Below are 24386 nucleotides of genomic sequence, written 5' to 3' on the forward strand. Positions count from 1 at the left end.
ATGGCGGTGACGCGCCTTATCGCATATGGTGAACGTGCACCGTCCTGCCAACGCACACGGGAAGCGCACCGACTGCCATGCCGCCTGATGCCGACATTGCCGAGATTTCGACGATTTTCCTGAGCGCAACCGCGAAGGACTGCAAGGCATATCGGGAATCCGTTCGCGACTTCGTGCAGTCGAACCTTCCTGCCGCGAAAATCTACCTGCAGGAAGACTGGGCCGAGGGCGGCCACTTCGTCGTCGATGTGTGCAAGGCGCGGGTCATCGAAAGCGACGGTTACTTCGGCCTGTTCGGCTTTCGCTACGGATGGATTCCCCCCGGCTTCCAGTATTCGATCACCGAACTCGAATTCCGCTGGGCAGAAGCCAAGTGGGGCAAGGGCGAGGCCCCGGTCTTCATCCTTCTGCCCGAAGCCGGCAGCCCGGCGGAGGCGCACCTGCGCGAAGCCGCCAAGGCGCAGACCGAGCTCGAACCGCCCGACCTCGCCGCACTGGACGACGCCAATCAGACACGCTTCCTGCAGACCGTAAAGGCGTGGGCCGCAGACGGACGCATCATGGTCTTTTACCGCGATCGGCTCGAACTGATGGGCAAGGCGCTCTCCAGCATTCAGAACTGGAACCTCACCTTGCTGCGCCAGGCGCTCGCAGGCCGCCGGCAGGCCAGCGGCGACATCCCCCTCGCAGAACTCGGCCGCATTGGGCGCGACACCCAGCGCACCGCCCTGGTCGACGCGCTCGAAGACTTCCGCGCGAACAGGGGCGAGCGTGCAGCCGCATTTCTCGTACATGGCCCGGAAAACCACGGCCAGCGCGAATTCGCCGAGTTCCTGAACGCCTGGGACGACGAGTGGGAGGATGCCCAGCCCATCTGCGGCCAGCCCGCCGACACCGACAGCACCGACGCACTGATCCGCTGGACCTGCGGTCAGCTTGGCACCCCGATGATCGATCGCGCCGCCATTCCCGAACTGGCGCAGACGCTCGCCGCGCGCCTGCGCCGGGGGCCGGTCATCGTCATCCTGCGCAGCATCGGGCACCGCCAGGAACGCCTCACGCGATTCATCAAAGGATTCTGGCGTCCGCTGCGCAAGGCCCTTGCCGCACAGGACTGCGGCGGAGGTCGCCTGTACTGGTTCCTGATCGACCATTGCCCCCTGCCGCAGCCCGCGCCTGAAGGCGTGACCACGCCGGAGGCCGACGCTGGCACCGCCGACTACGATGACCTGCTCGCGCTGCCGGCGCTCGGCGACATCAGCACGGGGCAGGTGCGGAAATGGCTGAAGGAACTCAGAAAGAGTGCGGGCATCACCCTCGACGAGCCACGCCGCGATGAAATCGCCGCCCTTGCCACCACCCCCGACGGCAATCCATCCGACGTCTATAACCGGCTGACCCTGAACGGTTTCTGGGCCAGCGCAAGCTGAGGACAACATCATGGCGCGACCGTCCCGCTACAAGCAGTTCGCTGGCAACAAGTCGGCTTCCTATCTTGCCACCGCAGCAACGGCCGAGATCGTGAATCTGGCGGTCCGCCTCGGCCGCCCGATTCTGGTCGAAGGCGAGGCCGGTTGCGGCAAGACGCGACTGGCCAGCGCCATCGCGGAAGAGCTCGGGCTGCTCGACCAGCTCACCGTGATGACGGTCAAGAGCACCAGCCAGGCGCGCGACCTGCTCTACCGTTTCGACGCGCTGCGGCGCCTGCAGGATGCCCAGGTCCCGGAGAACACCGCCGCACGCAAGGTCTATCCCTATATCGACCTCGAGCCCCTCGGCCACGCAATCCGGGAAGGCAAGCCGGGGGTGGTGCTGATCGACGAGGTCGACAAGGCCGACATCGACTTTCCGAACGACCTGCTCGACGTCCTCGACCGCTTCGAGTTCGACATCGAGGATCTCCCCCGCAACGAGGACCAGGAGTGCCTCTCCGCGCGTGGCTTCGGGCGTCACGTCAGCGGACCACCCAAGGGCGTTCGCCCGATCGTGCTGATCACCAGCAACCGCGAGAAGCAGCTCCCCGAGCCCTTCCTGCGGCGCTGCCTCTATGTGCAGCTCGACTTTCCGACCGACAAGGCGATGCTGGCCGACATCGTTGCCAAGAACCTCAGGGCAAGGCTCGACACCGTGAGCGACGAACTCACGGCTGGCGCGGTCGAGCGCTTCATGGAGATTCGCAAGCGTGGTCTCGAACTCGGCATGCAGAAGCTGCCGGCCACCAGCGAGCTGGTGGACTGGGTCCGGGTGCTGCACTGGCAGGGTCGCAAGGCCGAAGAGATTTCGGCCGACAGACTGGGGACCAGCGACCAGGCCATCCTGTTCAAGATCCGGAACGACATCGAACGCTACCGCGCCCGTACCGTGGACGAAGCGGGCGACTGAGCCCTGCCATGCGCGACACGCCCCCCCTGCCCCCGCTGCTTCACGGACTGTTTCGCGAACTGGTCGCGCGCGGCGTGCCCGTCGGCGTGCGCGACTACCTGGACGGCGTGCGGGCGCTGCGCGCGGGTTTCGGCCACGGCGACCGTCAATCCCTGCGCAAACTCGCCCTCGCCCTGTGGGCAAGGGACGAGGAAGAGCGACGCCTGATTGACCGCTGGTTTCTTGCGCTGCCCCCTGCACCACCCGCGATCACGGGCGCGCTCGATGCATTCCTGATCGAACATGAACCGTCGCCAGCCGAACGGGCGCCAGCGCCCACCCCGCCCGGCTCCATGCCCGCAGCAGCCACTGGTCCGGCTCCCGCCACCGCCGCGCCGGATACGGCCGGCCCGGTGCAGGACGAAGCTGCCCCGCGTGTGCGTCTGGCCTTTGCCGGGCCGACCGACAGCGGTGGCCTGCCGGTTCCGCGCATGGACGGCGAGCCCCTGCTAGGCGAAGACTACGTGCTGCATCCGCACGCCATCATCAACGCCCGCGATCTGGCCGTGCTGTGGCGACGCTTCCGGCGTACCGTGCGCACCGGCCCGCGCACCGAGCTCGACCTCGATGCGACCCTGCGCGAGCGCTGCCGCAAGGGTCTGATCCAGCAACCCGTGCTGCGCGCGCGCCGGCGCAACAACGTGCGCCTGCTGGTGCTCGCAGACGCCAGCGCCAGCATGGACCCGTGGCTCCCCTTCCTGGCGACGCTGAACGACTCACTGCGCCTGGGGCGATTCGCCCGCACCGAGATCCGCTACTTTTCCAACCTGCCGCGCCGGCAGTTGTTCCGTACGCGCGAGCTCACCGCACCCGAGCCGCGCGACGCGGTACTTGCACGCCACGCGGGGGCCGCGTTGCTGATCGTGAGCGATGCCGGCAGCGCACGCGGCTACCTCAACCGCCGCCGCGCCATGCAGACGCAGGACTTTCTCGACACCGCAGCGCGGCATTTTTCCGCCTCGGTGTGGCTCAACCCCATGCCGCGCGCACGCTGGGCGAGTACGACCGCGGCCCTGATCGCCGGCGCGCCCACACCCATGCTGCCACTCGACGCCGACCACCTGCTGCGCGCGATCGACATCCTGCGCGGCAACAAGCAGGCCTGACCATGCCCTATCCCGCCCATATCGGTCAGCGCCCCCTCGAAGTCCGCGAAGCCTATGCGGCGCTCGAACAGTACGCCAGCGATTACGGCGAAGAGGCGCTGCTGTTGTTGATGCACGCATCGATCCCCGAGACGCTGCGCGCCGACCTGCTCGACCTGATCCGGGTGAATTTCCTGCCCGCACAGGGCACCGACCGCAGCCTCGAGGCGGACGTCCTGTTTGCCCCGATCACGACCTCGCTGGGCGCGGGCTATTACCGCATCGACCCGCAAGTGCGCTGGCACTGCATGGCGCTGTTGCGTTCGCGTTACCGGGGGGATGTGCGCCCGCGTCCGCTGCGTGTCGCCGAACTGCTGTGGCGTTACGTCGACGCGGTCGAAAAACACTCGGGCGGCGCAATCGACCCCCAGCTGGCCGAGTTTCTCGCCATACAGCGCTGGGTCGCACTCGCCTTCATCAGCCCTGACGGCGCCGCGCATGCATTTGCCGACGCACTCAGACAGACCGCCAGCGATCCCGTCGCGGCACGCGTGCAACTCGGCGGGCTGGCCGCGGCAATCGAAATGCCGCTGGCCCGCGAACAGACGCTGCTTGCCTACGCGCGCGGCATGGACGCGCTCGCACGAGGCGACGACACCGCGGGAGCGCGCATCCTCGGCGCCCTTGGCAATGACGAAATCCGCGTCGGCAAGGTCGTGCTGCGTCCGCCCGGCAAACTGCTCGCCGAGGCGGGCGTCACGCCTGCCGGACGCATGCCGGAGGACAGCGCCGGCGCCGCCCGCAGCGAGACCAGGGCAGACCGCCCCACCTGTGTGGTGCTGATCGGCAGCGGTGCCCGCACCGAGCTTGAAACACGCGAGCGCTTCGACGCCGACCGCCACTTCGCGCTGATCCGTGCTGCCCTCGAGAAAGCTGGCATGGACGCCCTCCGCGCGGACGACAGCCTCGCCACCGATGGCGAAGCGCTCTACACCCTGTTGCTTGACGCCAACCTGGTGCTGGCAGACCTGTCCACCTCCGACCCGGGTGTCTGCTTCCTGCTCGGGGTGAGCCTTGCCCTGCGTCCGTCGGGCACGATGCTGATCGCCGAGGACGGCAGCCCCGACACCGCGCTCGACGCAGCACCCGGCATGCGCACGCCCTACGCACCCATCGCGCCGGGCGATACGGATGCCGAGGCAAAGTTCGCCGCCATGCTGCGCGCCCTGATCGGGGGCGAAACGGGGCCACTGGCGCGAAGCCCGTTCTATCTCGACAGCCGTCTGCACCCACCCCGGATGCGCACAACCGACGACCCCTTAGATGCCGACATGGCAGCACCGGACAGCGGCATCTGCCTGATCCTGCGCAATCGCACACCCGACGTGGAAGGCGGGAACGGCCGCGGCGCAGTGCTGGACGCGGCCACCGCGATTGCCGAAGCATGCGCCTCGGAAGCCGGCCTGCAGGTCTACCGGCCCGACGCCATGAGCAGCTCGGACGCAACGGATGCGCTGCCCGGCCGGCTGGTGGACGCAACGCTGGCGATCATCGACATCAGCAACCCGCAGCCCGACGTAATGCTCCAGCTCGGGATGCGCCTCGGCCTGCACCCCGCGGCCACCATCGTCATGGCGGCGTCACACACCGCGCTTCCGCTCGTGCTGTCAAAGCTCCCGGTCGTGCGCTACCCGGGCGAATTCGATGCACGCGCGGGGGATGATCTGCACAAGAACCTGCTCACCGCCATCAAGCACCAGCTCTCCGGACGGGCGCGCATCAGCCCGATCTACGCCGCGCTGCCGAATCTGCGCCCGCCAAGGCTCCGTGAGGTCGCGAAACCCGAGCGCAGCGGCCCGCCGCCCCGCATCTTCATCTCCTACGTCAATGCCTACGGCCGCTTCGCCCGCCCGCTCGAACACGCCCTGCTCGAACTCGGCGCCACCGTGGACTGGGACATGAACCTGAAGTCGGGCGACGCCTGGCAGGAAACCCTGACCCGAATGCTGGACGAGGCCGATGCCGTCGTCTCGGTGGCCGGTCGCGCCACGCAGGAACGCCCGTTCCCGATGGAAGAGATTGCCCGCGCGCTGCGGCTGGGCAAGCTCCTGATTCCGGTGTTCGTGGAGGCGGTAGATGGCCCGCCCGAACTCATCGAGCGCAAGGCCGCCAACACCGACGCGACCGGCCGGGTCGTGTATCTCGACGGCTTGCCCGATGAGCAGTTCGAGCAACTGATCGCCACCACCGCACGCAACATCGTCGAGGCCGTAGCCAGCGACCGCAGCAGACGCGACGCACAGCGCACCGCCGAAGACGCCCCCGACTCCGGCGCCGGTTCGCCGTCGAATGGCCGCCTCACCGTGCGCCAGCCCGGCCCGGGCACCCTGCAGTACATCGACACCACAGTCCGCGCCCGGACGGAATGGCAGGTCCGCTACGAGCCTGCATTGCTCGACTCGCTGCTGGCGCAACTGCCATCGGCCACCGGTTCGTTCGACGAACTCGCCCTGGCCCTGGCCCAACTGCTTCTGCCGCAAGATCGTGATCCTCCTCAAGCGGGGGACAGCGTGCACCTGACGCTGGATCGCGCTGCCGCCGCCCTGCCGTGGGAGGCGATCCTGGGCCCGCACGACGGCAAGCGGCAACTGCCCGTCGCCGTCACGCGCTCGCTCGACGGCCTGCGGCCACCCAGGCGCCCCGGGAGCACGAGCGCCCATGCGCTGTTGATCGGCGACCCGGTCAGCACCCAGACCCTGCCCAACATGCCCGAAGGCCTGCCCCCCTTGCCAGGCGTCCGCAGCGAACTCGACGCAATCTCCGAGACACTGAGGGCCGCCGGCTATACGGTGATGGTGAGTGAGCATGAAAATGCCGACGAGATCATGAAACGGCTCTATGCGCGTGAGTTCCGGATTCTGGTAATTCTGGGGCGTTCGGTACATGAGTACGCGCTCGACGACGAGCGCATGAAGCGCCCCACCAAACGCCCGATGAAACGCGCCCCGAAGAGTCAGGCCGCGGAACATCGCACAAGTGGCTTCATCCTCAGTGATGGCATCTTCCTGACCGCGGCTGAGATCGGAAGAATGAACGAACCACCACAGCTCGTTTTCCTCAATGACCGTCACATGGACGGTCAGACCGGACAGGCCGAGGGTATGGATCTGCATGGCAAGGCAAGCACGTCGATGACAGCAGAACTCCTCGCAATGGGCGTTGGCTGCGTGCTGAGCCCGGGCTGGACCGTCGACGACACCGCTTCAGCATACTGGTCACAACGTTTCTTCGCGGACATCGGCAGGGGCGCAACGCTGGAATCGGCGAGTCTCTCTGCCCGCATCGCAAGCTGCGAGCACTTTCCGCTGCAATCGGCCTGGGCGGCGTTTCAGGTCTGGGGTGAGCCGGATTTCCGCCTGGCACCGCCCAGACCCTCCGGACAACGCAATTCGGCCAGCTGACGCGTTCTCCGGACTGGAATTCGCCGGTGCGGGATGCTTGAATGAAAACAGCAAGAACAAATACAACATGCATCCCGGGACAACCCCACCTGTCGCACGCCGTTCCCACACCTACTGGAGGCTGCCATGTCCAAGAACGCGCTTTGCATCGGCATCAACGACTACCCAGGTACGCAAAACGACCTGTCCGGCTGCGTCAACGACGCCCACGACTGGTCTAGCGCACTGACTGCACGCGGGTTCAGCACGAGGAGGCTGCTCGATGCCGACGCCAGCAAGTCTGGCATGGTTGCGGCCATCGGCGACATCATCGGCAACGCCTCCCGCAACGACAGCGTCGTGATCACCTACTCGGGTCATGGCACCTGGGTTCCCGATGAAAGCGGTGAAGAACCCGATGGTCGTGACGAAGGGCTGTGCCCGTGGGACATTGAGCAAGGCGAGGTGTTGCTCGACGACGAGCTTCACGTACTCCTCGGCAAGCGTGCGCCGGGTGTGCGGATTGTGATCATCGCCGACAGTTGCCATTCGGGCTCGGTGACGCGCGGTGACAATTCGGACCTCGATCCCGGCATGCCGCGTGCCCGCTTTCTCCCGCCGCAAGTCTGGATGAGCAGCGACAAGCTGCCGAGCCGGATGCCACCCAAGATTCTGGGTGGCATCGCACGCAGTGGCGGCGACCTGTTGATGGCAGGCTGTCTCGATACGCAGTACAGCTGGGACACGCGCTTCAACGGCCGCCCCAACGGCGCCTTCACCTACTACGCGCTGAAGGCGCTCGCCAACCTGCCCCCAGGCAGCAGCTACGCAAGCTGGTTCAGAAAGATCACCCCCACCTGGCTGCCCACCAACCAGTTGCCACAGAATCCGCAGATCTTCGGCTCCACGACCGCGCGCGGCTGGAAAGTCTTCGAGTGAAAGGGTTCGCGATCAAGCGACGCCTCCCGACGCAACAGACTTCGCCGGCATGCGCTGTCCGGCCCCAAGGATGAACGATGGCTGACCCGATCACGACCGCACGGATTCGCTTCCCCGTTGCCGCTTCCCGTTCCGACGCCCCTGGCAGTGCGAACCTGCCACTGCCCGCTGCGCTCACCCGCCCCGCCAGCCGGGGCGACCGTGCGCCCACGCCACTGGTGGACAACATCGAAGTGCTGGGCAGCTGGGATCTGGCGCCGGTGCGGCGCAGCGCGGATGCATCGCAGCAGGCCGAGGTCAGCGAGGACACCACCCTGCTGGCGCTCGAGGCCGCGGATGGCACCACCATCTTCATGCGCACCGACGCGCTGGCCGAACGCATCGCACAGGTCCAGCCCGATGCGCTACTGCCCGACGGCAGCATCGACTTCGCCCGCTTTCGCGACCGCGATGCGACCACGCGCGGCCTCGGCGACTGGATCTGGCGCCGCGTCATTGCGCTGCGGCTGAAGCCCGACGGCATCATCGACCTTGCGCAGGAAAAGGCGCGCGAATGGCTGGGCGACAAGGCCGGCAACGCAGCCATGGAAGTGGCCACGCTGGCAGGCACCAAGGCCCTGATGTGGGCAATCGAAAGCCAGCTTGCCGGCGAACCCGGTCTCTACCACTGGCGCACCGGCGCGGCCCTGCAGCCCACCGACCGCTGCACCGCAGACGACGCGAGACTTGCCCCACTTGCCGCAGGCGGCGCCCCCGCGCTCGTCTTCATCCACGGCACTGCGTCTCACACCCTCGGGGGCTTTGGCGATCTGGTGTGCAGCCGCGAATGGAAGGCCCTGACCCGCAGCTTTGGCGACCAGGTCTACGGCTACGAGCACCGCACATTCTCCGAAAGCCCGATCGACAACGCGATCGCCCTGCTTGAAGTGCTCCCGCACGGTGCGCGACTCAACCTGGTCACGCATTCGCGCGGCGGCCTCGTGGGCGATCTGCTGTGCCTTGCCCCACCCCCGCCCGACGGCGCCGACGCAAACCTGGAGCGCCTGATCCGGAGCTATCAGCGCATGCCGCGCACCGAGGAGCTCGAAGCCGAAGAAGCAAACCCTGCGCTGCGCGACGCCCGACTCGCCTTCGTCGCCGACGAACAGGCCAGGCTGCGCAGGCTGGTGAGCCTGCTGCAGCAAAAACGGCCGGTGATCGAGCGCTACGTGCGCGTTGCCTCACCCGCGCGCGGCACCGCGCTGCTCTCCGACAATCTGGATGTCTTCCTCTCCGGTCTGCTGGCACTGGTGCGCAAGCTCGGCAGCGTGGCCATCGGCGCTGCAGCCGGTGCGCTCGCCACCCCGGCTGCTGGCGAAGCTGCCCGTCGCGCATCGGACAAGGCGCTCAAATGTCTTGCCCGCGTGGTCACCGAGGTAGCCCAGAACCGTGTCCAGCCCCAGCTCGTGCCCGGCATCGAAGCGATGTTGCCGGAAGCCCCGATGGGCATGCTGCTCGGCAGCGCCGCCAGCGCGCCCGGTGTGCGCATGGCGGTCATCGCCGGCGACATCGAGGGCGGCAACCTGCTCAAGCGCATCGGCGTGATGTTTACCGACTGGATGTTCTTCGATCAGGCACGCAACGACCTGGTGGTGGATACCGCGTCGATGTACGGCGGCGTGGCCCTTGCCGCCAAGGCACGCGCGATCTTCGTGCGTGGCGCGGAGGTGAGCCATTTCAGCTATTTCCGCGACGCCACGCTGAACGAAGGCCAACCGCTGCCGCAGGCCTTGCGCGAATGGCTGCAGGCCGGCACGCAGGACGCGCTGCCGCACTGGAAACCCCTGCTCGAAATCGCCCCCGCGCCGGCCCCGCTGCGCGGCGAGCGCGAAAAGGTGGCGCCGAACTCGCGCCCGGTGGTGGTCTATCTGCCTGGCATCATGGGCAGCGAACTCACCGCCAATGGCGACAGCGTGTGGCTCAATTTCCTTTCGATGGGTTTCGGCGGGCTCGCGCGCATTGCGATCGACAGCGGCGAGAAGGTCGAGCCCGACGATGTGGTGCGCCTGGCCTACGGCAAGCTCAAGAATCACCTGCACGACCGGCACTATGTCGAGACCTTCACCTACGACTGGCGCCAGCCACTGAGCACACTCGGCCCCCGCTTTGCCGCCAACCTGAGCGATATCCTGGCGCGTCATCCAGACCAGCCGGTGCGCATTCTCGCGCACAGCATGGGCGGCCTGGTGGTGCGCGCCGCTTTCGCGCACGACCCCGGCCTGTGGGAGCGCATCGTCGCCCGCGACGGCGGCCGCCTGGTGATGATGGGCACGCCGAACCACGGCGCCCACCTGATGGTGCAGACCCTGTTCGGCCTGTCGGACACCATCCGCATGCTGGCGCGGCTCGACACCCGCCACGCCATGCCCGAAGTGCTGAAGATCATCGGCGCCTTCCAGGGCGCGATCAACCTGCTCCCCGCGCCGGACTTCGTGGACACGGGCGGTTACGCCGGCGAGCCGTTCTACCGTGCCGACGAGTGGGAACGCCTCGCCACCTTCAACAACGACTTCTGGTTCGGCAAGCGCCTGTGCGGCCGCCCCAGCGCCGCCGCGCTCGACGCCACCCGCAACATCTGGAAAGGTCTCGCCGACGGGGCGTGGATGCGGCACAAACCGGAGCGCCTGCACTACGTCTATGGCAAGGCGGACGCCACCCCCTGCGGGCTGATGGAACAGCGCCGGCCCGATGGCTCCACGCTCAACCTGCTGATCGCCGAGACGCCGTTCGGCGACGGCTCGGTGACCTGGCGCTCGGGTAAGCTGAGCGCGATTCCCGCGGACAACTGCTGGCTGATGCCGGTCGACCATACCGGCCTCGCGAACACGCCAAAGTACTTCAGCGATATCGACGCCCTGCTTGAGGGCCGGCAACCCGCCCTGAAGCGCCTGCCACAGACCCGCGGAGAAGAAGCCACGTCCGCTGCGGTGCGCACACGCCGGGCCGGACCGCCGCCGGGATGGCCGGGCGAAGACGAGGCGATACTCAACATCCTCGGCAGTCACCCGGAAGTCGGCGAAGCCCCTGTGCCGAAGGCCACGCTCAAGGTCCGCGTCGCTGCACGCGATCTGCGTTTCGTCCATGTCCCGGTGCTGTGCGGTCACTACCGCGACGACCCCATCGCCGGCGCCGAATGGGCGATCGACAGCTGCCTGGTCAACGGTGCGCTGACGCACCGCAAACAGCTCGGCATCCACTCTGGCGAGCTCGGTGGCGCCACCATCGTGCTGATGCCGCGCACCATCGAGGAACGCAAACGCCAGACCGGCCGTGGTGCGGTCGTGGTCGGTCTCGGCCCGATGGGCAAGCTCGGCGCCGCCGGTGTCACCGAAGCAGTCCGCGCCGGTGTGCTGCGCTACCTGCTGCACGCAGGCGACCGTTACGGGGAGGAATGCGCGCTGCAGCCGGAACAGGTCTCGGCCACCGCCCCGCTCGCCCTGCCGCTTGCCAGTGTGCTGATCGGCTCGAACTCCGCGGCGCAGCTGGAGATTGCAGAGTCGGTGAAAGCCGTGGTGCTGGGCGTGCTGTTCGCCAACCGCGACTTCAACCGCAGTCGTGCCGCACGCGGCGAGCGCGAAGTGCGCGTCACCCGCCTGGAGCTGATCGAGCTCTATCTCGACACCGCGATTTCGGCCGCTCACGCGGTCAGAAAGCTGGAACACACGCTGGAGCGCGAGCTGCAACAGGTCGACACCCAGCTTGAGGCCGCAAGCGAGCTGCACTTCGGCATGGGCATGCGCCAGCGCCTGTATATCGGCAGCAGCGGCTCGTACTGGCCGAGACTGCAGGTGACCGATGCCGACCGCGACGACACCGAGTGCCCCGAAGACTGTTTTGTGCCACGCATCTCCAACCCGATCCCGCCCCATATCCTCACCCGCATTCTCAAGGTGTATGGCTGCGGCGGAGACCAGCCCGACACGCCACCGCTCACCGGCTTCGACCTGCCGCCCGACACCCGCCCGGCGCGCAAGCTGCGCTTCACCTACATGGGCGAGAAGGCACGCGCGGAATCGGTGTCGCCAGTGCGCCAGCCGGGCGCGGTCGAAACCCTGATCGATGAAACCCTCGGCAGCTACGCCAGCACGCAGTACACGCCGGGCGGCGGCTTTGGCAACACCCTGTTCCAGCTGCTCGTGCCGCTCGAGTTCAAGTCTGCCGCACGCAAGACCGACCGCCTGATGCTGGTGGTCGACCGCATGACCGCAAACCTGCCGTGGGAGCTGCTCGAAACCGATGGCGCACCGATGGTGCTCAAGACCCGCATGGTGCGCCAGTTCGTCACCAGCGAGTTCCGCCGTGAAGTCATCCGCCCGGACGGCCTGAATGCCTGCGTGATCTCGAATCCCAGCACCGAGGGCTATCACGCACAGTTCGGCGGCCCCGACTGGAAGCCCCGCATCGGCGCCGACGGCAAACCCGAGCCCGACCGCCTGCCCAGCCTGCCGGGCGCGGCCGAAGAAGGCGACGCCATCATTGCCGCGCTCGAACGCGCGAACTACACGGTGACCCACGCGCCACCCGACTGTCGCGCCAGCGATGTGTTCACCCGCCTGTTCTCCGGCAGCTGGCGCATCGTGGTGATCAACGCCCACGGCATCTTCGGCAAGCGCGCACGCGACGGCAGCTACCGCAGCGGCGTGGTGCTGTCGGACGGTCTGCTGCTGTCGGCACGCGAAATCGATCTGATGGAAACCGTGCCCGAACTGGTCTTCATCAACTGCTGCCATCTTGCCAAGGGCGGCTCGGGCGGCGGACGTCTGGCCGCGGGGCTGTCGCAGGAGCTGATCAGCATGGGCGTGCGCTGCATCGTCGCGGCCGGATGGGAAGTGCGCGACGACGCCGCAAAGCTGTTCGCCACCCGCTTCTTCGAGCAGATGCTCGAACACGGTGCGAGTTTTGGCGATGCCGTCCATCGCGCGCGCAAGGACACGTTCGCGGAATACGGTGACTGCAATACCTGGGGCGCCTACCAGGCATACGGCGACCCCGACTTCCGGCTTCGTCATGTTCACCGCGAACCCACTGACAACTACCCGCTCACCGCCCCCGAGGAACTCCTCGACTGGCTGGAGCAACGCCACCTCGACGCACACATCCAGACCGCAAACAGCGTGCGCTTCAGCGACCTGCAACACCGGATCGACGCCCGCTTCGCGGCCCTTCCCGAAGGCTGGAAGCGCCGCGCCGACGTTCAGCAGGCCCTCGGCCGCCTGCTCGCCGACTACCCGCTCAAGGACAGCTTTGCGGGCGCCCATGCGGCCTACCTGAACGCTGTTCGCGCCGACTCGTCGGACATGAAGGTCCCCTTCTCGGCCATCGAGCAGCTGATCAACCTCGAGAGTCGCGAAGCGGAGCGTCTGTGCAATCCCGGGCCGGAGCAGGATCTGAAGGCGGCCAGGGCACTCGCCGACAGCGCAGTGCGCCGCGCCCAGGCGCTGGCCGCCTTCGCAGCCTGCACCGGCGCGGGAAGCGACGTGCCGGGGGCCGCCAACGCCGCCGCCCCGAACATGGAGCGCATGGCGATTACCGGCAGCGCCTACAAGCGCCAGGCAATCGTCATGTTGCGCGGTGGCGCGGCGTGGGACGAGATTTCGACAGTGCTGCAGGCTGCGCGCGACGCCTATCAGGCCGGCGAAGGCCAGCCCGGACCTTCGCCCTGGAACCCCTATGCCTGCATCAATCGCCTGCAACTCGACGCACTCGTGACCCGGCCTTCGAGCAGGCGCGACGACCCTACGCCGCTCATCGAAACCTGCCAGCTTGCAGCACGCGGCAACTTCGAGCTCAGCTACCGGTTCTTCGACGCGGTGGCGAGTGCAGATGCCACCCTGGCCGCGTGGCTGCTGGGCGTGCGGCAGGCCGGCGGCAGAAGGGATCGTCAGCACGACGCAAGCGAACTGTTCGAGGCCTATCGTGCCGCGCTGGTACAGGTTGCCCACTCGCCGCGCGAGCTTGCCTCGGTGCGGGGGCAGATCTGCCTGCTGGCGGAGTTTCTCGCCCGCCGCAACCTCTCCGGCGATGCAACGCGTGTGAAAGTGCTGACGACACTCGCGGAGCGACTGGCCGAAGCGCCCTGAACCCGCATGCGGGCCGCCCCTGTTCGTACCCACTGCCGAAGCAGACTATGCTTGAATGATGACGCACGACGTACCCTGCAGTGATCCGCGACCATGGGAGAGGCCAGGATGCAAGGCATTTTCGTCAGTTACCGCCGTCAGGACAGCCAGAGCGCAGCCGGTCGCCTCAGCGATCACCTGAAGGAGCACCTCGCCGGGGTGCCGATCTTTCGCGATGTGGAGACGATCGAACCGGGCGTGGACTTCCTCGACGCCATCGGCCGTGCGCTGCAGTCGTGCGGCGTGCTGATTGCCGTCATCGGCCCGCGCTGGGCATCGATCACCGACGACAAAGGGCAGCGTCGGCTCGAAGACCCCAACGACTACACCCGTCTGGAGATCGCCACCGCGCTCAAGCGCGAGGGTGTGCGCGTGATTCCGGTGCTTGTGGACGGCGCCAGCGTCCCGAGCGGCGACGCACTGCCCGCGGATCTCCAGAGCCTCGTGCGGCGCAACGCCATCGAACTCTCGGACAAACGCCGGGAGTACGACGTCTCGCAGCTGGTGAACACCCTGCGCAGCGTGCTCGCGATTCCAGACCCTGTCCCGGAACCCGCTCCAGCGCCAAAGCCACCAGCCGAGGTCAGAGAGACCCGACACAGATACTGGATCGTCGCGGCCGTTGTCGTGCTGGCCATCATCGGCTACGCAATCGAAGAGCCCCTCCCCACAGACATCGATAACCTCGACCCGTCGACGGATGTAACCCAGAGCGGGCACGACCCCGACAGGGTGACTGCGGTCCCCGATCTTCCCGCCGGCGTGCCGCTTCTGACCGGCCTCTGGCACGACAACGAGGGCGGCCGCTACGAGATCTCGCAGCAAGGCAATCAGCTCATCATCCAGGGCATGAGCCCCGATGGTTACGTAGCAGGCTCGGCCGTCCTGCAGGGCTCGCGCGGCGAAGGCGCCTACACCCTGAATGGCCATCCACTGCAGAGCAGCTTCGTCGTCTCTCCCGACGGAACACGCATGGAGATCGCCGTTCGCGACCCCGCAAGCGGTCAGCGCGATTTCGGTGTGCTGATCAGGATGCGTTGAGTGCAGGCGCAGATCAGCCGGCACACTGCCAGCTTTGCTAGACCCGATAGCCCTCTTCCGCCAGCACCTGACGCACGGCCCGACGCGTGAGCATGCGGGTGTAGTGCGCCAGACAGTTCGGAGGCAGCGCGATGTCGCTGCGGGTGGCCCAGAACTCGACGTAGAACAGGGCCGCATCGGCAATCGTCAGGCAGTCGCCGACGGCGTAATCACGACCGTCCAGCACGTCGTTCATCACCGCGAAGCCCTGCTCCACGATATCGCGCCCCTGCGCTTGCACCGCTGCATGGTCTGTCGGGCTGGGGGCAAACTTTCCGGTGGTAAAAATGCGGGCAAAGCCCTGCCCATGCACCGTACCCACCGCATGGTTCATCACTTCGAGCACCCGCGCCTGCCCTTCGGCGTCATCCGGCAGCAGCCCCCGCTTCGGCCAGTTGCGGGCAAGCCACCAGGCGATGGCGACGAAATCCGTCAGCGCAGTGCCATCGTCGCGCACCAGCGTCGGGATCGTGCCCTTGGGGTTGAGCGCACGGTAGGCCGCAGTGTCCTGGCCCCCCGCAAGCAGGTTGACCAGATGAACCTCGAAAACGAGCTCAAGCTCTTCGAGCAGGATGTGGATGCCGGTGGTGCACGAACCCGGGGTCATGTAGAACTTCATCGGATCTTCCTGTGTCGGGGCGCGGATGGCCGTTGCCCTCGACGCAAGACACGTGCCTTGCGCACCTCAGGCACGAGCGCCCCCCGCAGGCGCCCGCAGCCCGCGGATGGCCGGATTATCGTGCGAAGGCCTGCGTGCGCTTGTGCGCGCTATGCGACAAGCACTGGGCGCCGTGTCGCACAAGCGACCTTCGCCGGGGTAATTCTTCGCCGCTGGCTTCGCCACCGATCTCCGCTACGAAGCCCCGCGCAGCACGCCCGCATCGCGCAACATCGCCTTGTAGGCTTTCATCACCGGCCGCGAGATGGCGGTTTCGGCCAGCACGCGGTGTTCGTAGATCTCCGCCACCAGCGCCTCGCGCTCGCCACCGCGTGCGCGTGCGATCAGGGCATGCATGTCCTCGCCCAACAGCCTGCCGGCGCGATGGCGCGTGCTGTCGTAGAGCAGCGGGATCGTGTCCTTGTCACCCGGTCCCATCCTGCACTTGCCATCGAGAATCTTGAGCATCACGGTGGTCGTGCAGTCGATGTCCGACGGGTCCGAGAGGTGGGCCGCAGCCCATTCGACGATCTGATCCGGCAACATCCTGGGCTCCCTGTTCCGGTGACTGGCCGCTTTTCCGAGCAAAAAATGCGCCATCTCCCGCCTCTTCATCCACATCCGCCACGTTTTTCTGCAACGCCGATTTGCTACCGACTGGCGTGCCTGCGACAATTGCGCACTTGATTACATTGCCGATGACTCATGTCCGACCAGAACGCACCACTCAACGCCCAGGACGAAAACCATCTCATCGCCGAACGCCGCGAGAAACTCGCGCAATGGCGTCAGACTGGCCGCGCCTTCCCCAACGACTTCTCGCGTGAAAACACCGCGGGCAAGCTTGACGAGCTCTACTCCGAAAAAGAACCGGAAGTGCTCGAAGCCACGCCGGTCGAGGTCAAGGTTGCCGGCCGCGTCATGCTCAAGCGCGTCATGGGCAAGGCAAGCTTCATCACCATTCAGGATCTGTCCGGTCGCATCCAGCTCTACGTCCAGCGCGACAGCGTGGGCGAAGACGTCTATGCCGAGTTCAAGCACTGGGACATCGGCGACATCGTCGGCTGCGTCGGCACCCTGTTCAAGACCAAGACCGGCGAGCTCACGGTCAAGGCCAGCGAAATCCGCCTGCTCACCAAGAGCCTGCGCCCGCTGCCAGACAAGTTCCATGGCCTGACCGACCAGGAAACCAAGTACCGTCAGCGCTATGTCGACCTGATCATGAGCGAAGAGTCGCGCTTCACCTTCGTGGCGCGCAGCCGCCTGGTGCAGTCGATCCGCAACTACATGACCGGCCACAACTTCCTCGAAGTCGAAACACCGATGATGCACCCCATTCCCGGCGGCGCATCGGCCAAGCCCTTCGTCACCCACCACAACGCGCTGGACATGGAACTCTTCCTGCGCATTGCGCCCGAGCTCTACCTCAAGCGCTTGGTGGTCGGTGGTTTCGAGAAGGTGTTCGAGGTTAACCGCAACTTCCGCAACGAAGGCCTCTCGCCGCGTCACAACCCCGAATTCACCATGATGGAGTTCTACGAGGCGTACGCGAACTACCGCACGCTGATGGACTTCACAGAAGGCCTCATCCGTCACGCCGCGCGCGAAGCACTCGGCACCGAGACCTTCACCTATCAGGGCCGCGAACTCGACCTGTCCAAGCCCTTCCACCGCCTGACCATCGTCGAAGCCATCCGCAAGTACCACCCCGGCTTCACCGTCGAGCAGCTCGCCGACGCCGACTGGGTCAAGCAGAAGATCAAGGACTTCGGCGAGCCGGTGAAAGCCGGCGGCATCGGCAGCCTGCAACTGCAACTGTTCGAAGCCTGTGCCGAAGCCGAACTGTGGGAACCCACCTACATCATCGACTACCCGGTCGAAGTCAGCCCGCTGGCACGCGCCTCGGATGCCGACCCGGAAATCACCGAGCGCTTCGAGCTCTTCATCGTCGGCCGCGAAATCGCCAACGGCTTCTCCGAGCTCAACGACCCCGAAGACCAGGCCGCCCGCTTCCGCGCGCAAGCCAGTGCCAAGGACGCCGGCGACGAAGAAGCCATGTACTACGACGCCGACTACATCCGCGCCCTGGAATTCGGCCTGCCCCCCACAGGCGGCTGTGGCATCGGCATCGACCGCCTGGTCATGCTCCTCACCGACAGCCCGGCAATCCGCGACGTAATCCTGTTCCCGCAGATGCGCGCGGAGTAAGCACCCCGCTTCATCCGGCGAACAGCGCCCCATAAAAACCCGCGTAGCCTCTGGCTATGCGGGTTTTTTGTTGTTCGGCACAGCCGCAGAGAGTTTCCATGGACATACTTGGAATGGGTTTGTATGCTCCCGAACATGCCAATCCGCTAGTTCATCAGTCCTTCACTTTTCGACCCTGCCCCCTTGATATTACCGAGTGAGAGCATAACGTGAATCTGAGCTCTGGAAATCCAATGGATAACATCACAATCAAACTTGTATCGCTTTTTGAGGCAGCTGGCGCAGCACCTTTTCTGTTTATTGGTTCCGGATTTTCCAGACGGTATCTTGATATAGAGGATTGGGGATCATTGCTTCGCCGCTTTACGGAGAACCTCAGTCCATACGAGTACTATTTCGCCACCGCAGGCGGTGACCTACCGTCCGTTGCATCACTGATAGCCGCGGACTTCCATCATCATTGGTGGTCCGATCCAAAATTTGAATTGAGCCGTGAGAAAAATAAATCAAAAGTGAAAGATAAGACGTCGGCTCTTCGCATCGAGATCTGTAACCATCTGAACGCAGCCACTACACACGGATACAAAGAAACGGCCTTTCCAAACGAAGTTGCCGCGCTATCAAAACTTAACGTTGACGGGATCATTACAACTAATTGGGATATCTTTTTAGATAAACTTTTCCCCGACTACCGTATCTACGTTGGGCAAAGTGAGTTACTTTTTTCTAATCCACAGTCTATTGGTGAGATCTACAAGATCCACGGATCTTCGCTTAAACCGGCATCGCTGGTGCTAACGCGGGAGGACTACGAACTATTCGACAGCAAGAATCCATACCTTGCAGCAAAGTTAATTACGTTGTTTGTCGAACACCCAATAGTATTTATCGGTTACTCGCTAGCCGATCGCAACATTTCATCACTCTTAAAGGCGATCGTTTCATGCCTCGGAGGCGACAATCTGACGAAATTGAGAAATAATCTCATATTTGTTCAGCGAGCACACAAACTTGATCCAGGAGTGAGCAACACCCTCCTTAGCATTGACGGAGCACAACTACCGATAACCATCGTTCGTACTGACGACTTCCTTCCTGTGTATGAGGCAATCGATGCAACAAAAAGGAAGATTCCAGCGAGGATTCTCCGTTTCTGCAAAGAGCAACTCTATGAACTTGTGAAATCCACAGATCCGGAAACGAAACTAAGTGTGGTGGATATCGACAACATCGAGAAGACAAATGATCTGGAATTCGTTGTCGGTGTTGGCGTCGCAACCGATGCCACGTCTGGCGGAACGTCCGATATTGGCTATCAAGGCCTTAGGGCTATTGATCTATTTCGAGACCTACTGGAAGATAACGAGCGCCAACTCGACGCTTCTCGCATTGTAGAACATACAATTCCTGCTCTATCCAAGTCCTGTAAATATCTTCCAGTTTACAGGTACTTGAAACAGCTAGGCATTAACTCGTACGAAGAGTATATAAAAAGAGGTTACGCACTTGATCGACATATAGAAAAATCCCCCAAGGAATTCAGTACATCGACATATGCTCGACAATACGTCGCTAGCGAACGCGAAAAATCTGTCGAAGAACTAATCGAGACTAACCCGCCTGAGAAGGCCGCTATATTTCTGCCGTTTGTTCCACTCGAGAAATTTGACTCCGACGTTGTTCGTGCTTTTCTTGCCGACAACATCGAGAAGCTAGAAGCTGCTAACTCAAACTACTCAACGTATTTTCGCAAAGCCGCATGCTTGTATGACTACTACGTCAATTCGTGGCTATAGCCAAATCGAACAAGATCAAGAAGATCAGAGTCGTTTGATTCCCGATGAGGTAGGATCAATCATCCACCCAAGGTCTGCCCCTCGATGACTAAACAATCATCAGACAAATCCGACAGCGCGATTAAATGAACTCCGCACTCGTAATTGCCATTCTGTCCCTCGCGGCTGGCGCTGTTGTCTTCGTAAAAATGCAACGGTGTCTGGGAAAACGGAAGCCCAACATCATCTCCCTGCAACTGACGTTCAGTGAAGCGAGCTTCCGCAACGTGCTGCAGCGCTGGGGAACGGACGGCGTTACGCGGTTCAAGGCGCACTTCGCGCTCGACTATGTCTTTCTGCTCACCTACGCGATCTTTGGCTTTTCGCTGGGGGCGTGGCTCACCAGCTACATTTCGACACCAGGCGCACTCAGCGCAGTTCTTCCGTGCCTGTTCCCGGTTGCGGCAGTCTTTGACGCCGCAGAGAACGTCTTGCATCAGAAGGTCGTGTCGGCAGATCCGGGCAGCCAACCGGAAGTGCTGTTTATCGCAGCGGGGGTGGCAGCGTCCGTAAAGTGGCTGCTCCTGCTCTCATTTATTCCTGTCGCCGCAGTTGCCTCATTCACAAACGCAGCGTGAGTCTCCGTCATATCAAAGGGAGGAGGCTTCTTTCGCCCTTGCGACAAATTGGGAACAGCCTCGACTGATTTCGCTCAAACGCGCAGGCTGCGAGATCATGACCTACCAACACGATATGAAGGACTGCTCGGAACCGCGCCCACAATATCATTCCGTGAGATCAATGCGGTCTGACTCATTGTTTCCGGAACTCCCGTCATGCCTCGCGTAAAGCCTCCGACCGCAGCCCGCCCCGCAAAGGCGAAATGGTCCCAGCAGATCACGCAGGACAGCAACGCCCTTGATCTCGAGTCAGGCGTTTTCACTCTGGAGGATCCGGTCGAGATCGCTCAATCACTCAAGCGGTCGGCGGAAGCAAGCCAGCGCCTCAAGTCCACACCGTTTCGGGCAGCGATGTCGATGCTTTGCTTCTACATCAACCGCGCCGGAAACCAGCTCTCCGACACGCAGCGCGCTCGACTCGAATCGGCAAAAGACGAACTCCGCGTGCTGTTCGGCCGACCGCGCCGCGGAGAATGATCAAACGTGATCAAAGAGGTCCGAGTCGATTGAAATGCCCGTTCGACTCTGCCCCCTTTGACCACCCCCATTGACCGCCCTCACTGACTGAACCCGCTGATGCGCACCACCCATGACACTTGGGCTACGATATGCCCCATGCCGCTCCAATACGCAGGTGACACATCCCTGGTTTGCCCTCCGAAACCAGGGATGCCAGAAGCTGGGCGAACGCGCACGCAAACAACCGAATATTGAAATCAGGAAAGGCGCTGCTGGCGACGGCTCTGCCATCGTCCATCTGTATGTGTGCCCCATCGCCTGACAACCCTGTGCTTCTGCTGCTTTCAGCTGACTCAACCGATGGCGTCGGCGCGAACCGCTGACGCGCAGCAACCCGCGTTATCGCATCTGCCATGAATACAACCGCTTTTATCCTCGTCGTTACCGGCGCATTACTGCACGCACTCTGGAACCTGTGCGCAAAAAAGGCCTCAGGCGGCCTGCACTTCGTTTGGCTGTTTGGAGTCGTCAGCCTGATTGTGTCCTTCCCGTTCGGATGGGTCGCGTGGTCAGAACATTCGCAACAACTCGGCGTTCAGGCATGGCTTGCCATCATTGCCAGCGGGATCGTGCATGGCGGGTATTCGCTTGTACTTCAGAAGGGCTATCGTGAAAGCGACTTTTCGATCGTTTACCCATTGGCACGTGGAACGGGGCCTCTGTTTGCTGTTCTCGGTGCGATCATCGTACTGGGTGAAGCGCCCAGTCTGCGCGGCTGGCTGGGTATCCTCGCGATTCTGACGGGCATCTTCCTGATTTCCGGTGCGGCGCAAGCGCTTCTCATCCCCTCACCGAGGGCTCGGGCGGGCCTCCTGTGGGGCGCCATCACCGGACTGTTCATTGCCAGCTACACCGTCATTGACGGTTGGGCAATCAAGGCGCTCGGTATTGCGCCCGTGCTCTACTACGTTCTGGTTCTCGCCTTGCGCACCGTCATCCTTGCGCCGCAAGCGCTCCGTAACCCTGACGCGCTCCGCACTCAATGGTCTGCGAATGGCCGCTACATCGTTGCGGTCGGGGTACTGTCGCCTCTGGCATACATCCTGGTTCTGTTCGCACTGACAATCGCACCGCTGAGTTACGTGGCGCCAGTCCGCGAACTCTCCATGCTGCTCGGCGTGCTGTTTGGCGCCAAGCTGCTGCGCGAGTCATTTTCGCTATCGCGTGGCATCGGTACGGCGTGCATGGTCGCAGGCGTCGTGCTGCTGGCCGGCATTCAGTGAGGGCGCAAAAACGACCAACGGGGCGAGACGCCCCGGGTCCTTGTCAGCGCTTCAGCCCAGCCTAGAGAAACGACCTGTTTCGAGAAACGTCCTCACCGCCCGATGGCATGCGCGGCTGACAAGCATCGCGGAGTGCCCCAGGCGCAGCTCGATGTGATCGCGCAGACCTTCGATGCGGGTTTCGGCGACGCTCACCACGCCGTCGTTGGGTCGCCCGAGACCGGGAAAGAGCATTCCCGCACCGAAACTGCGTGTCCCAGCGATCATGCCTGCCTCGATGCTTGCAGGGATTACGCCCGGCGCAGCCATCCACTCCCCAAGCACCCGTCCGGTGATCCATCTCAGCCCGCCAATCTTCCGCAGCACGCGTGCGCAGTGGGAGCCGGCTACCGGCGAGCCCAGCAGCACCACCCGTCCGATTCGCGCATCTCGCACCTGTGCGAGCATCGCCAGAATCACCAGACCGCCCTGGCTGTGCCCCACAAGGTGAATCGGCGCGCCCTCGATTGCCGCGACGCGCTTCGCCAGCGCGCTGGCATTGTCTGCCAGCCCCCTGCGCACTGACGGATAGGAGAAGGTCTCGACCCGGTAGCCAGCCTCTTCGAACCAGCGGCGATGAAGTGCGAACACGATGCCGTGCATCCACAGGCCGTGGACCAGCACAACGGTGGCGGGTGAGGATGACGGGGTTTGCGGTGACATGGCCGGTGCAGCATAGCGCATGTGGTGGCGTTTGCAGCCCACAGCGAGCGGCGTTTCGAGCGGCGCTGATGCCGGAATCCCGTGCTTCGGTCAGGCAGGCAAGAGCCAGCGACTGATCGCGTCGCGGTATGTAAAATAAAATGATCCACTGCTGACAAACTCGAAGGGCCTTATTCGCCTTTCTACGCTGAAGCGTTCATCCAGAGGGCAGACACATCATGGGCGTCCGGGTTGTTCGGTTGGGTACTCCAAGGGCTGAAGGGGAAGGCACGCGCATCGGCACGGTGAAGCGTCCTCCACGCGGCGTGCCCAAGAGCGAATTCGCTACGCAGAACTGGTATGACGTCTGGCTCCCCAATCTTTCACCAAGCGCTGAACTCGTCAAGCTGGCCCTGGCGGCCGAGTCGGAGAAGGACTGGAGCGCCTTCGTCAGGAAATTCCGCGCTGAAATGGCCGAGCCGGAGAAGAGCCGGGTTCTTGATCTTCTTGCGGCCCTGTCTCATGGCAGCAATTTCTCTGTCGGCTGCTACTGTGAGAATGAAGCACGTTGTCACAGGTCCGTATTGAAAGCGCTCCTGGAAGAGCGCGGCGCCAGTTTTGACAGCTGATTTCAACAGCTGATCGAGCGATTGAGCTGCGCCCGCGGTTCATGCGGAAGCCTCCTTCCGCCTTGTGACACGTTCTTCCGGGACGCCCCAAACCAGCACAGGGAGGACAGATGAGCGATACGGATTCCGGTACGGACAAGCGTTCGCTGTTATCCGCTTGGAAAGACGTGGTTTCACTGCTGCGTGACACGCTGCTGCTTTGTCTGGGCGTTCTTCTGATCATCTTTCCCACGACATTCAACAACATCCTGGTTGGCGCCGGCTTTGAGGAAGGCAGCGTTGTCGGGTTCAAATGGAAGTCCCGCCTCGTTGAAGCGGATCAGGCCCTGAAGGATGCGCGCGCGAGCATCACGGACCTGACCATTCAGAACGAAAAGCTGTCTGAAGCCCTGATCAAGGCACAGGCAATGATCAATGACCCGGCCGAAACCGAAAAGCTGACTGAGCTCCAGGAAGAGAACAGCAGGCTCAAGCTCACATCAGAGAAAATCGAAGCCAGCGTGCAGGCCACGATCACGTCCAATGCCACCCTGGTCGAAAAAGCACAGACATCCATCGGTACGGCGAGCCAATGGGGGGTCGTCTATGGCGGCGACACGACCATTGCAGGCGCCCAGTACGAAGCCGGCCCGGTCGCCAAAAAGCTGGGGCTTCCAAACACTGGCATCTATCTTCGCCAGGGCTCCTACCGCAGCGTGGCGCTCGCATCCAGCAGGGCCGAAGCGGAGCAGCTGCTCTATCTCGCCAGGAGTCGCCGAAGCGACGCCTACGTTGTCGACATGAGCAGATGGTGCCCGCAATCAACACGAAAAGCGGACTTCCATGAATGCCTGCAGCCCTAGACCTGGAAGCAGCGGGATCAAACGACTCTGCCCCCTTTGATTCTCTTT

17 protein-coding genes are annotated in these 24386 nt (G+C 63.8%); 14 read left to right on the forward strand and 3 right to left on the reverse strand.

The genetic code is table 11. The annotated features are described in order from the left end of the window. Window positions 1-77 precede the first annotated feature (77 nt). From AC22G6_RS09340 to AC22G6_RS09370, 7 genes are all read left to right on the forward strand, one after another. On the forward strand, window positions 78-1430 hold the full coding sequence (locus AC22G6_RS09340) for a DUF4062 domain-containing protein (RefSeq protein WP_487366559.1): 1353 nt from the start codon (window positions 78-80) through the stop codon (window positions 1428-1430). Between the two features lie 10 nt (window positions 1431-1440). Next, on the forward strand, window positions 1441-2382 hold the full coding sequence (locus tag AC22G6_RS09345; RefSeq protein WP_487366560.1) for an AAA family ATPase: 942 nt from the start codon (window positions 1441-1443) through the stop codon (window positions 2380-2382). Between the two features lie 8 nt (window positions 2383-2390). Then, window positions 2391-3527, forward strand: coding sequence for a VWA domain-containing protein (locus AC22G6_RS09350; RefSeq protein WP_487366561.1), 1137 nt, complete (start codon window positions 2391-2393; stop codon window positions 3525-3527). Window positions 3528-3529: 2 nt separating this feature from the next. Further along, window positions 3530-6967, forward strand: a complete 3438-nt coding sequence (locus AC22G6_RS09355) for a CHAT domain-containing protein (protein ID WP_487366562.1) — start codon at window positions 3530-3532, stop codon at window positions 6965-6967. Between the two features lie 126 nt (window positions 6968-7093). Beyond that, window positions 7094-7885, forward strand: a complete 792-nt coding sequence (locus AC22G6_RS09360; protein ID WP_487366563.1) for a caspase family protein — start codon at window positions 7094-7096, stop codon at window positions 7883-7885. A 77-nt stretch (window positions 7886-7962) separates the two neighbouring features. Then, window positions 7963-14004: a DUF7379 domain-containing protein gene (locus AC22G6_RS09365; protein ID WP_487366564.1), complete on the forward strand. Its 6042-nt coding sequence runs from the start codon at window positions 7963-7965 to the stop codon at window positions 14002-14004. Between the two features lie 108 nt (window positions 14005-14112). Then, complete coding sequence (locus tag AC22G6_RS09370) at window positions 14113-15084, forward strand: toll/interleukin-1 receptor domain-containing protein (RefSeq protein WP_487366565.1); 972 nt, start codon at window positions 14113-14115, stop codon at window positions 15082-15084. Between the two features lie 37 nt (window positions 15085-15121). On the opposite strand, the gene AC22G6_RS09375 is transcribed toward AC22G6_RS09370, so the two are convergent. Both AC22G6_RS09375 and AC22G6_RS09380 read right to left on the reverse strand, forming a co-directional pair. Further along, complete coding sequence (locus AC22G6_RS09375; RefSeq protein ID WP_487366566.1) at window positions 15122-15742, reverse strand: glutathione S-transferase family protein; 621 nt, start codon at window positions 15740-15742, stop codon at window positions 15122-15124. 234 nt (window positions 15743-15976) lie between these two features. Next, window positions 15977-16327 (reverse strand): hypothetical protein, encoded by a 351-nt coding sequence (locus AC22G6_RS09380; protein WP_487366567.1) that lies wholly within the window; start codon window positions 16325-16327, stop codon window positions 15977-15979. A 159-nt stretch (window positions 16328-16486) separates the two neighbouring features. Between AC22G6_RS09380 and lysS the strand changes: the two genes are divergently transcribed. The 5 genes from lysS to AC22G6_RS09405 all read left to right on the forward strand — a co-directional run bounded on the left by lysS (window position 16487) and on the right by AC22G6_RS09405 (window position 22186). After that, the gene (gene lysS, locus AC22G6_RS09385; protein WP_487366568.1) at window positions 16487-17989 is read left to right on the forward strand and encodes a lysine--tRNA ligase; all 1503 of its coding nucleotides are present in this window, start codon (window positions 16487-16489) and stop codon (window positions 17987-17989) included. Between the two features lie 233 nt (window positions 17990-18222). After that, the gene (locus AC22G6_RS09390) at window positions 18223-19785 is read left to right on the forward strand and encodes an SIR2 family protein (protein ID WP_487366569.1); all 1563 of its coding nucleotides are present in this window, start codon (window positions 18223-18225) and stop codon (window positions 19783-19785) included. A 125-nt stretch (window positions 19786-19910) separates the two neighbouring features. Continuing rightward, window positions 19911-20402: a hypothetical protein gene (locus tag AC22G6_RS09395; RefSeq protein WP_487366570.1), complete on the forward strand. Its 492-nt coding sequence runs from the start codon at window positions 19911-19913 to the stop codon at window positions 20400-20402. Between the two features lie 198 nt (window positions 20403-20600). Continuing rightward, on the forward strand, window positions 20601-20921 hold the full coding sequence (locus AC22G6_RS09400) for a DUF3175 domain-containing protein (RefSeq protein ID WP_487366571.1): 321 nt from the start codon (window positions 20601-20603) through the stop codon (window positions 20919-20921). Window positions 20922-21316: 395 nt separating this feature from the next. Continuing rightward, window positions 21317-22186, forward strand: a complete 870-nt coding sequence (locus AC22G6_RS09405) for a DMT family transporter (protein ID WP_487366572.1) — start codon at window positions 21317-21319, stop codon at window positions 22184-22186. Between the two features lie 51 nt (window positions 22187-22237). On the opposite strand, the gene AC22G6_RS09410 is transcribed toward AC22G6_RS09405, so the two are convergent. Next, a complete protein-coding gene (locus AC22G6_RS09410; protein ID WP_487366573.1) occupies window positions 22238-22888 on the reverse strand; it encodes an alpha/beta hydrolase in 651 nt (216 codons plus the stop codon). Window positions 22889-23106: 218 nt separating this feature from the next. Between AC22G6_RS09410 and AC22G6_RS09415 the strand changes: the two genes are divergently transcribed. Beyond that, the gene (locus AC22G6_RS09415; protein ID WP_487366574.1) at window positions 23107-23496 is read left to right on the forward strand and encodes a DUF488 domain-containing protein; all 390 of its coding nucleotides are present in this window, start codon (window positions 23107-23109) and stop codon (window positions 23494-23496) included. Window positions 23497-23606: 110 nt separating this feature from the next. Continuing rightward, window positions 23607-24338: a hypothetical protein gene (locus AC22G6_RS09420; RefSeq protein ID WP_487366575.1), complete on the forward strand. Its 732-nt coding sequence runs from the start codon at window positions 23607-23609 to the stop codon at window positions 24336-24338. Window positions 24339-24386: the final 48 nt, after the last annotated feature.

Source organism: Parazoarcus sp. PS-13 R2A (assembly GCF_057621855.1).